Annotated in this window: 10 protein-coding genes; 6 read left to right on the plus strand and 4 right to left on the minus strand. The window is 36.2% G+C overall.

The features are described 5' to 3' along the window. Nucleotides 1–667 (plus strand): IS1595 family transposase (locus PY093_RS20715; RefSeq protein WP_275647655.1); only part of this gene is annotated, 667 nt, incomplete at its 5' end. An 82-nt stretch (nt 668–749) separates the two neighbouring features. On the opposite strand, the gene PY093_RS20720 is transcribed toward PY093_RS20715, so the two are convergent. Continuing rightward, complete coding sequence (locus tag PY093_RS20720; RefSeq protein ID WP_275647656.1) at nt 750–1583, minus strand: alpha/beta fold hydrolase; 834 nt, start codon at nt 1581–1583, stop codon at nt 750–752. A 545-nt stretch (nt 1584–2128) separates the two neighbouring features. Here PY093_RS20720 and yugI point away from each other — a divergent pair. Beyond that, complete coding sequence (gene yugI / locus PY093_RS20725) at nt 2129–2539, plus strand: S1 domain-containing post-transcriptional regulator GSP13 (RefSeq protein ID WP_275647657.1); 411 nt, start codon at nt 2129–2131, stop codon at nt 2537–2539. Between the two features lie 212 nt (nt 2540–2751). Here yugI and PY093_RS20730 read toward each other — a convergent pair whose 3' ends face one another. Next, nucleotides 2752–2985 (minus strand): DUF378 domain-containing protein, encoded by a 234-nt coding sequence (locus tag PY093_RS20730; protein WP_275647658.1) that lies wholly within the window; start codon nt 2983–2985, stop codon nt 2752–2754. 152 nt (nt 2986–3137) lie between these two features. On the opposite strand from PY093_RS20730, the gene PY093_RS20735 reads away from it, so the two are divergent. The 3 genes from PY093_RS20735 (at nt 3138) to PY093_RS20745 (ending at nt 6459) form a co-directional block, all read left to right on the plus strand. Beyond that, nucleotides 3138–4301: an iron-containing alcohol dehydrogenase gene (locus PY093_RS20735; protein WP_275647659.1), complete on the plus strand. Its 1164-nt coding sequence runs from the start codon at nt 3138–3140 to the stop codon at nt 4299–4301. Nucleotides 4302–4541: 240 nt separating this feature from the next. Further along, nucleotides 4542–5891, plus strand: coding sequence for a glucose-6-phosphate isomerase (locus PY093_RS20740; protein WP_275647660.1), 1350 nt, complete (start codon nt 4542–4544; stop codon nt 5889–5891). A gap of 154 nt (nt 5892–6045) precedes the next feature. Then, a complete protein-coding gene (locus tag PY093_RS20745) occupies nt 6046–6459 on the plus strand; it encodes a YugN-like family protein (RefSeq protein WP_275647661.1) in 414 nt (137 codons plus the stop codon). Nucleotides 6460–6726: 267 nt separating this feature from the next. Here the strand turns inward: PY093_RS20745 and PY093_RS20750 are convergent, their stop codons facing one another. Together PY093_RS20750 and PY093_RS20755 are read right to left on the minus strand one after the other, a co-directional pair. Continuing rightward, entirely contained in the window at nt 6727–7722 is a 996-nt protein-coding gene (locus PY093_RS20750) for a potassium channel family protein (protein ID WP_275647662.1), read from the minus strand. Nucleotides 7723–7797: 75 nt separating this feature from the next. After that, complete coding sequence (locus tag PY093_RS20755) at nt 7798–8046, minus strand: atypical membrane-integrating protein (Mistic protein) (protein WP_275647663.1); 249 nt, start codon at nt 8044–8046, stop codon at nt 7798–7800. A gap of 181 nt (nt 8047–8227) precedes the next feature. Here PY093_RS20755 and PY093_RS20760 point away from each other — a divergent pair, with 181 nt between their 5' ends. Further along, nucleotides 8228–9511 (plus strand): IS110 family RNA-guided transposase, encoded by a 1284-nt coding sequence (locus PY093_RS20760; protein WP_275645258.1) that lies wholly within the window; start codon nt 8228–8230, stop codon nt 9509–9511. Nucleotides 9512–10040 lie beyond the last annotated feature (529 nt).

Raw genomic sequence — 10040 nt, forward strand, 5'->3', positions numbered from 1 at the left:
ATGGTTCTTAGCCATCTATATGATCGCTCATGATAAACGTGGTGTATCTGCGACAAGGCTTTCAGTAGAACTTGAAGTAACGTATAAAACCGCTTGGCTTATGCTTCATAAGATTCGCCAAGCAATGAGAAAACGTGATGCAAACTATACGCTAGCAGGAATCGTAGAGCTAGATGATGCCTTCTTTGGTGCGCCGTCCGAAGGCGGAAAGCGCGGGAGAGGCACAGACAAAACCAAGGTATTAGTAGGTTTATCCTTGAACAAACAAGGACATCCTCTTTTTCTAAAAATGAAGGTCGTCCCTAACATAAAGCGGGAAACCTTGATTGATTTTGCAGAGAACAACATCCAAAAAGGTTCAACAATTAGCAGCGATGCCTATCATTCGTACCGATCACTCAAAGGTGCTGGTTTTAAACATGAGTATCAAGTATTCAATGCCAAAGAAAGTCCAGACCATCTTCACTGGCTACACACTGTTCTTTCAAATGCTAAAGCATTTGTTGGTGGAACGTATCACGGACTTGACTCCAAGCATCTCCAATCCTACCTAGACGAATTTTGTTATCGATTTAATCGAAGAAAATTCAAAGGTGAATGGTTCCATCGTTTAGGGGCACTCTGTGCATCAACAAAAACAGTTACCTATTCTGAGCTAGTGGGATAATCATTTTTAAAAAATATATTTCTCATTTTAATTTTGGTGTCCGTCTTCGGACAATGCGATATACTAAGTTATTCTTACCACATTAACCATCAATGAAATGAAGGATATTTTCGTATACATGCAGTGGCTTTTCCTCCGGAACCAAATGCCCTGTTTTATCAAAGGAAATAAATGTTGATATAGGTAGATCCTGTTGAAGTCTTTTTCCAATCGTAACAGGCACAACTTTATCCTCTTGGCCCCAAAGTAGTAAGCTTGGTGTCTTTATTTTTTGTAACTCTTCTGATTCAAGATCACCTTCCCTATGTCGAATCATCCGCGTTAGAGCCATAAATATTTTGTCATCGTTAAAGGGTTGAAGGTAACCATTTCTCATTGCTTCGTCAATTAACGAATGATCGTGTACTACATTTAAGAGGTTACGTTCTACTCCTTGTTTACCTAAATATCTCTTAACATACCTATGAAAAAATGGAATATAACTTGAATAGATTAAAGTAGTTGATGACCGTTTCATATAGCCTGAACTACTTAGTAAGACAATTTTTTCTACCAAATCTGGTCTTTTTCTAGCGACATTTAATGCTATTTGTCCACCCATAGAATGGCCTACAAGAATAACATTTGAAAGTTTTAGACGAATAATTAGTTCTTCAACGATAGAAGCCATATTTTTATATGAATAAGTAAAGGTGGTTGATTTTTCGCTTTGACCAAAAGGTGGGAGGTCAAGTGCCAATACTGAGTGATCTTCACTTAATAGTGGGATTAGTCTCCGATAGCTAAAAGTAGAAGATAAGAAGCCATGGATTAGGATGAAGGTTGGGCTGCTTTTACTTATATTTTGATAAAACTCATAATGGATGTTTACATTTTGAATTTGTATTTTAAAATGATTGGGCGTTTCAATTTTCATATCTATTCACTCCGAATAATTTAAAAATATTTTATCCAATTACTTGCATATTACACATCTGCAATTCTTTAAATAATAACATGAGTTGATAACTTTAAGATAGATCATTAAAAAAGGACAAAACCTTGACGGTTTTGTCCAAAAAACAAAAGGGGGGGAATACTAGAAAGCCTTATTAATAATATAGTTGCCAAAAATACTTAGTAATAAACATAATATGTAAAAATTTATGATTATTCGGGTGCCACTGCAAAAGGGGCTGTTAGACCCCCATCTTAAAACTTGGAGACATCCTGTGCAAGTCAAGCAAAGGAAATGGCTTATGACCTTAGGTCCGGTGGCGCCTGGAGCTACAGACGAAACTAGGTGGGATTTTATACTTACCTACCTTTAAAAACTCCTTACTGATGTTTATATTTCAGACTGAAATAGTAAATCCTAAATGTGTAACTAAAAAACAATTTTTGATTATATTCATAAACTATGATATAATTTTAAATTGCGTATAAAATATATATATAAAATAAAGTTCTAGGAGTGTTTGCATGTCTGAAATATATCAAGTAGGTAGTGTTGTTAAAGGGAAAGTAACAGGAATTCAACCTTACGGAGCGTTCGTAGCGTTAGACGAATCAACACAAGGATTAGTCCACATTTCTGAAGTTACTCACGGATTTGTTAAGGATGTTAATGAACATCTTAAAGTTGGAGATGAAGTTAATGTAAAGGTTCTTTCAATTGACGAAGCGGCTGGGAAAATCGGTCTTTCAATTCGTGCGACTGAAGAGGCACCAGAAAAACCAGTAGCTGCAAAAACAGCTAAACCAAAAAAACGACAAGCTACTGTAAAAGCTGAAAGCTATAATACAGAGGCACCACAAGGTTTTAACACCTTAAAAGAAAAATTAGAAGGCTGGATTGAACAATCTAATCGAGAAGATCTAATTAAAAAGTAATAATAAGGAAGGCTACGACATTTAAAATGACGTAGCCTTTTTAATAAGATATGAAGCTAAAATTTTTAATAATTTTTGATATCTAGTTCCATGTGCCCTGCGCTTTTCTTAGTTAATCAGATTATATCCATAAATTCTAAAACGCTGAGTGCAACTAAGCCTCTGACTTCGCCCTTTCTGGCTCGCCACTCACTGAGTCTTCTTTATTTTAGCTAGCTTGTAGGCCTAGGTTCTGGTGCATTTTCAGTTTCCGTGGCTGGTTTAAATAATAAGCCAAGATTGATTAATCCAGCAATACCGACTAGTCCATAGATAATTCTAGATAATGCTGATGACTGGCCGCCAAAGATTGCCGCAACTAAATCAAATTGAAAGAAGCCAATAAGACCCCAGTTAATGGCACCAATAATGGTTAAAAGTAACGCTATACGTTGAATTGTAGTCATAGTCTAACCTCCCTATACTTATTTCATCTTTATTTTTAGTTAAAATTCAAAAATTATGCATGGGCATATTTATTGTGGAAATTCTAATAGAGTTAATTTCTTTACATTCTTTTATTAAATCATTCATAATTAAAATAAGGAGGCGATTTTTAATGCAAAATTTTACATATCATAATCCAACTAAATTAATTTTTGGTAAAGGACAGGTAGAGCAGTTAAAGAATGAAATCCCAAAGTTCGGAAATAAAGTTTTAATGGTATATGGTGGAGGTAGCATAAAACGAAATGGGCTTTATGACAGTATAATTGGTTTATTAAATGGAATTGGCGCAGAAGTATTCGAGCTTTCAGGTGTTGAACCAAATCCAAGGTTAACTACAGCCCATAAGGGTATTGAAATCTGCAAAAAGGAAAACATCGATTTTATCTTAGCTGTTGGCGGTGGAAGTGTAATTGACTGCACTAAAGCAATTGCAGCTGGAGCGAAATATGAAGGCGATGTATGGGATTTTATCTCTCGAAAGAACGTTGCCAAGGAAGCACTTCCGTTTGGTACAGTATTAACACTTGCGGCAACTGGGTCAGAAATGAATGCAGGCTCTGTAATTACAAATTGGGAAACGCAAGAAAAATACGGGTGGGGAAGCACAGTAACATTCCCTCAATTTTCAATTTTAGACCCAGTAAATACTTATACAGTTCCACTTGACCAAACAATCTATGGCATGGTAGACATGATGTCACATGTGTTTGAGCATTATTTTCACCATGTTACCAATACCCCACTTCAAGATAGAATGTGTGAGGCAGTATTGCGCACAGTTATGGAAACAGCACCTAAACTGCTTGTGGATCTTGAAAACTACGAATACCGTGAGACCATCTTATTAAATGGAACTATCGCTTTAAATGGAATGTTAAACATGGGCTATCGTGGTGATTGGGCATCACATAATATTGAACATGCTGTTTCAGCGGTTTACGATATTCCGCATGCAGGTGGGTTAGCAATTCTTTTCCCTAACTGGATGAAATACACCTTAGATGAAAATGTCGGCCGATTTAAGCAACTTGCGGAGCGTGTATTTGACGTTAATTCAGAAGGGAAATCTGATCGAGATGTAGCCCTAGAGGGTATTGAAAAACTCCGTGAGTTCTGGAACAGTATTGGTGCGCCGTCTAGATTGGCTGATTATGAGATCACAGCTGAAAAACTAGAGCTTATTGCAGAAAAAACAGTGTCTTTCGGTGAATTTGGAAACTTTAAAAAGCTCGGAAAAGAAGATGCACTTGCGATTTTAAAAGCATCATTGTAAAAAAGACTATTAGCAGACCAAAGATGAACTTTGGTCTGTGTTTTTATTTAAAGATAAGATAGTAAAAATTTGTACCTAGTTTTAGTGTCCAGCTCCGGGCGCCCTGCGCTTTTCTTATTTGTCATGAATTGTTTTTTTATTGGACGCGCTTACATAATAGGGTGCTGCTTGATTTACGTTGCTTGATTCGTTAAAGTGAAAGAGGCAAAGCCAAAATTCAATAGTATGGAGGACCAAAACATGACACATGTTCGTTTTGATTACTCAAAAGCGTTAACTTTTATTAGTGAACATGAACTTACATATTTACGAGATGCAGTTAAGGTTGCGCACCATTCAATTCATGAGAAAACAGGCGCAGGTAATGACTTTTTAGGGTGGGTTGACCTACCAAGAGAATATGACAAAGAAGAATTTATACGAATCCAAAAAAGTGCAGAAAAAATTAAAGTTGATTCTGATGTATTATTGGTAGTCGGAATTGGTGGATCCTACTTAGGTGCTAGAGCAGCCATTGAGATGTTAAACCACTCTTTCTATAATGCTTTATCCAAAGAGCAGCGTAAAACACCACAGGTTGTTTTCGTAGGAAACAATATTAGTTCTACATATATGAAAGACCTAATGGATCTTTTAGATGGAAAGGATTTCTCTATTAACGTTATTTCTAAATCAGGAACCACGACAGAGCCGGCACTTGCATTCCGTATTTTCCGAAAAATATTAGAAGAAAAATATGGGAAAGAAGAATCTCGCCAACGTATTTATGCGACTACTGATCAAGAACAAGGAGCATTAAAAACATTAGCAAATGAGGAAGGTTACGAGACATTCGTTATTCCTGATGATGTTGGTGGACGTTACTCTGTATTAACCGCAGTTGGATTATTACCAATAGCAGTAAGTGGCGCAGATATTGAACAGATGATGAATGGTGCTGCACAGGGTAGTGAAGACTTTGCGAAATCAGAGCTTGATGAAAATCCTGCATATCAATATGCAGCAGTTAGGAATGCGCTCTATAACAAAGGAAAAACGATTGAAATCCTTGTTAATTATGAACCTGGTTTATATTACTTTTCTGAATGGTGGAAGCAATTATTTGGTGAGAGTGAAGGGAAGGATCAAAAAGGTATTTATCCATCATCCGCAAATTTTTCAACTGACCTTCATTCTATCGGTCAGTACATTCAAGAAGGACGTCGCGACTTATTTGAAACAGTCCTTAATGTCGAAAAATCGCGTCATGAGCTTACAATTGCTGAAGAATCAAATGACCTTGATGGACTTAATTATCTTGCTGGGGAATCAGTTGATTTTGTTAATAAAAAAGCATTTGAAGGTACAATGCTTGCACATACTGATGGTGGTGTTCCCAATTTAATTATCAATGTTCCAGAGTTAAATGCGTATACTTTTGGATACTTAGTTTATTTCTTTGAAAAAGCATGCGCAATGAGTGGTTATTTACTTGGAGTAAACCCATTTGATCAACCTGGAGTTGAAGCATACAAAGTAAATATGTTTGCTCTCCTAGGTAAACCAGGCTTTGAAAAGAAAAAAGCAGAGCTAGAAAAACGACTGAAATAAATGGTTTGGAGATTCTACAGTTTTGTGGAATCTCTTTTTTAGCTTACGTAGTTTTCTGTAGAGATGGAAAAGAGGTTTAACCGAAAGATCTTTTATTAATATTTATTAACTTGGACAATCTAACAATAGATTACATAAAAAGGGGTTGTTCAGTATGATACCAATTCCTTCGACAATAGAAGGAAAGACCTATCAATTATACAAGCTTGAAAAAGAACTAAAGCCTTTAGGTTATTCAATCGGTGGAAGTTGGGACTATGACCATGGTTCATTTGATTACAAGATTGATGACGAAGTAGGCTATCAATTTTTAAGGGTACCATTTGCGGCTGTGGATGGGCAACTTGATTCTCAAGGCACAACTGTTCAACTAGGTAGACCATTTCTTCTTTCACATAAATATCAAATTGGATTAGATGATCATGTTGAATCAGATATGGATTTCATGTCTGCTAGTATCGATCAATTTCAAGAACCACAAGATCCTGATGCAAAGTTTCCAGAAAAATACATTGATTTGGGAAAATCTTTAGTAAAAGAGCTTGAATCTATATTAGAAGATGATTAAAAGGGATTCCTTAAGAATCCCTTTTTTAAAAGATAAGAAAGTATAAAAATTTGTACTTAGTTTTAGTGTCTAGCTCCGGGCGCCATCGACCTGAGGTCATAAGCCAAGCCGTCTAGAAGGTCAAAGAACAACCTTCCAGACGGCTCGTCTTATGCTTGACTTGCACAGGATGTGCTGATGTCGATGTTCGCCACAGGACGTGGCGGGTTTTAATCGACGCGCCGAGAGGGCGCCCTGCGCTTTTCTTATCGTACAAATAAGACGTCATTAATCCTTTATTACTAACAACTCATCATTCAGTTGTATTTGAAAACTTAAGGCTGGGTTGATGATTGAGTTGTCTCCTCGTTTAACGCCAAGTAATAAAATTTTATGTTTTAAAAGTTCCGTGCTACTTTCACTAAAGGATTTCCCAATTAAATCATGGGTAATTTCAATATATTTAAGTTTACTGCCTTTTAATTGATCGAGCATGCTTAAGAGGGCATCAGACATTCCGTGTGAAACAATACTATTGATCATAAGGTAGCTCGAGAGTCGGTTGGTTTCAATTATTTCATCAGCACCTGCACGTTTCGCGTTAGTTACTTGATGGGATGCTAAAATCTCTACAATACTATATGCATCAGGATTAAGTCCTTTAATAGCAATTAGTGTAAGAATGGAGGACATATCCGCCTGTTTTTCATCCTTACTCTGATCAGCTGTAATGATTACCATTTCAGCTTGATTAATATTAGCTTTAAGTAATGTGTCATCAACAGTGGGATTACCTTTAATAAAATGAACGTTGCGTAATGTTTCGGGACAAGCTACTAGGCTTTCATCTACTAATATGATCGAAGTAGAATGGTCTAAGGAATTAAGTTGATTAATCGTTTCTCGAACTTTTTCATTCCATCCTATAATGACAACATGTTTATTCCCGGTAAATACCATCTTACCTTCTTTTAAAGTGTTATGATTAGTCACTGCTGTTGTTGCTAATGTGACAAAGTAGGTTGTAACAAATCCTGTCCCGACTAAAATTAACACCATACCAAGACTTCTACCTGGTATCGAGGTCGGAACAAAGTCGCCAAAACCAACAGTGGAGGTAGTAACAAGCGCCCACCATATTCCATCAAAAATAGTTGGAAAGTTCTCTGGCTCAATAAGGTGGATTACTGATCCAAATAAGGAAATGATAAATAAAATGATAATTAGTATTCGGGCGATTATTGGCCACCTTAGAAAAGTGGTTAGCATAGTATTTGTTCTCATTAAGAATTCCTCCAAGAGTAATACCAATAATAATTATTTTTCGATTGAACGAAAGGTGTAATAGTAGAGAAATAATTAGCTCTCACCGTTAATAGGAAGAAATGTAAGCACCTCTTTTATAATTGTATTAATTTTTTTATTTGTAGCCTCTTCTCCATATGCTTCCTTCGCTTTTTCAATAGCCTCAATAACATCTTCATCAAATTCGATTAAGGGTTTATCCTCTTCTGATTCATTATAGAATTGAATAAACACATCAAGGCCTTCATTCATTTTATCAATCGAATCACTTAAGGATTGCTTCTCTTTCTCATTTAACTTCACTTTATAAGCCTCCAGTCCATAAGTTGCTAAGCGGGGCGCCCTGCGCTTTTCTTAAAAGATAAGAAAGCATTCCTGTATTAAAGCAAAATGAGATTTGAATAAAATAAGCCTCCTTGGTATGATACAAAGTGTCCAAGCTGATCAGCGCAAAGGACATTTAATAACCAAAGGAGGACATAAAATGAAGTATAAACAAAATGACAAGATTCTGCAACTTACAGAAAAAACCTTAATTATAGGGGTTGACATTGCTAAACATAAGCATGTCGCAAGAGCACAAGATTATAGAGGTATACAATTTGGAAAAGCTCATACATTTTTAAACACATATGAGGGTTTTGAAGGTTTCATAAACTGGTTAAATCAAATCAAAGCTAAACAGTCTAAGGAAGATGTCATCATTGGGATGGAACCTACTGGACATTATTGGCTTCCGTTGGCTTATTGGCTAAAAGAAAAAGGAAAAAAGGTGGTTGTAGTTAATCCAGCTCATGTTAAGCAAACAAAGGAGTTAGATGACAATTCTCCTACTAAGAATGATTTCAAGGATGCTAGAGTTATCTCTAGACTTATTGAGGGCGGAAGATATTCGGAGCCCAATTTACCGGAAGGTATATACTCGGATTTACGTGAAGGTATGAACCTATATAACCAATTGGTACAGGACCTAACAGCTGTGAAAAATATAGTTCACCAATGGCTCGACCGTTTCTTTCCTGAATATTTAACGGTCTTTGGGAAGTGGGATGGAAAAGCTTCTCTACAAGTTCTAAGAATGGGACTTTTTCCTGATGAGTTATTAGAGCGTGAAGACTTGGAAATTCTAGCTGAAATTCGTAAAGAAGTTAAAAAAGGTGTGGGAATAAAGAAGGTTGTTCAGTTGAAAAACGTTGCCCTTCGTTCAGTAGGCATTAAAGAGGGGCGAAGTCTAGCTAGGTTAAAATTAAAAAGCTTACTAGACCAATACGATCTTCTTTCAGAACAATTAGAGAGCGTCTGGAGTGAAGTAGAGAACATCATACAAGATGTTCCAGGGGCGAGAGAGATGGGAGATATTAAAGGTATTGGACAAGTTACAGTAGCCTCCTTTTTTGCAGAAGTCGGTGATTTACAAAAGTACTCACATCCCGACCAAATTGTTAAGTTAGCAGGATTAAACTTAAAACTAGCTACATCAGGAAAGTGGAAAGGGCAAACAATTATTACTAAACGAGGGCGTCCTAAATTAAGGGCACTATTGTTTAAAGTCGTGTTGCCTCTTGTAGCTCAAAATCCTGCATTTAAGGCACTACATCAGTACTTTATTACACGAAATGAAAATCCATTAAAAAAGAAGCAGTCTATCATCGCTATATGTTGTAAATTAATTCGTATTTTATTTACGATTGGAAAGAAACAAATTGAGTTTGAACCAGCTAAAATGTTACAAGATATTCCTCATTTTAGTATGCAAGAAGCTGCTTAAAAGGATAGGGTAAAGTGATCAAAAAGAAGTTAGGTGCAGAAAATAGTCGAAGATTTATATAACATAAACAGTAGTATCGATGACAATATTTAATTCTCATTTTTTATTCACTTAGTAGTCGAAGTATTTTAAAGTTGTTTCAATTTGAAGAAGACTTACAACAGAAGCTAGGAGCAGTCGGCAAGCATTTATACTATTGGGCAATGACCCCGCAAGAAAGCATCGCCGACCCCACTTCATGGATAGGCAGAACGAAGGAATGTATGCGCATATTTTTCATATGACGCCGTGAGAAATGGGAGGGTGTGCCGCCATGAACATTGTGGGATCCAATAGCGACCATATTTCTAGATATTATCCTTTTTTGTAAAAAAATAGAAGAAGAGGGTTTATTTAACTATGTCCTCCTCCTCTAAAATACAAATAAAGTTCTGTTAGTCCATTAAAGTGCAGTCTTATTGAAATTTGAAATACTGAGAAAAACAGAGAAAACAAGAGAAAAACCTTACTTTAATGAGGGAGTATAAAA

It is taken from the genome of Cytobacillus sp. S13-E01, assembly GCF_029193815.1.
In the GTDB taxonomy this organism is placed as follows: domain Bacteria; phylum Bacillota; class Bacilli; order Bacillales; family Bacillaceae_L; genus Bacillus_BV.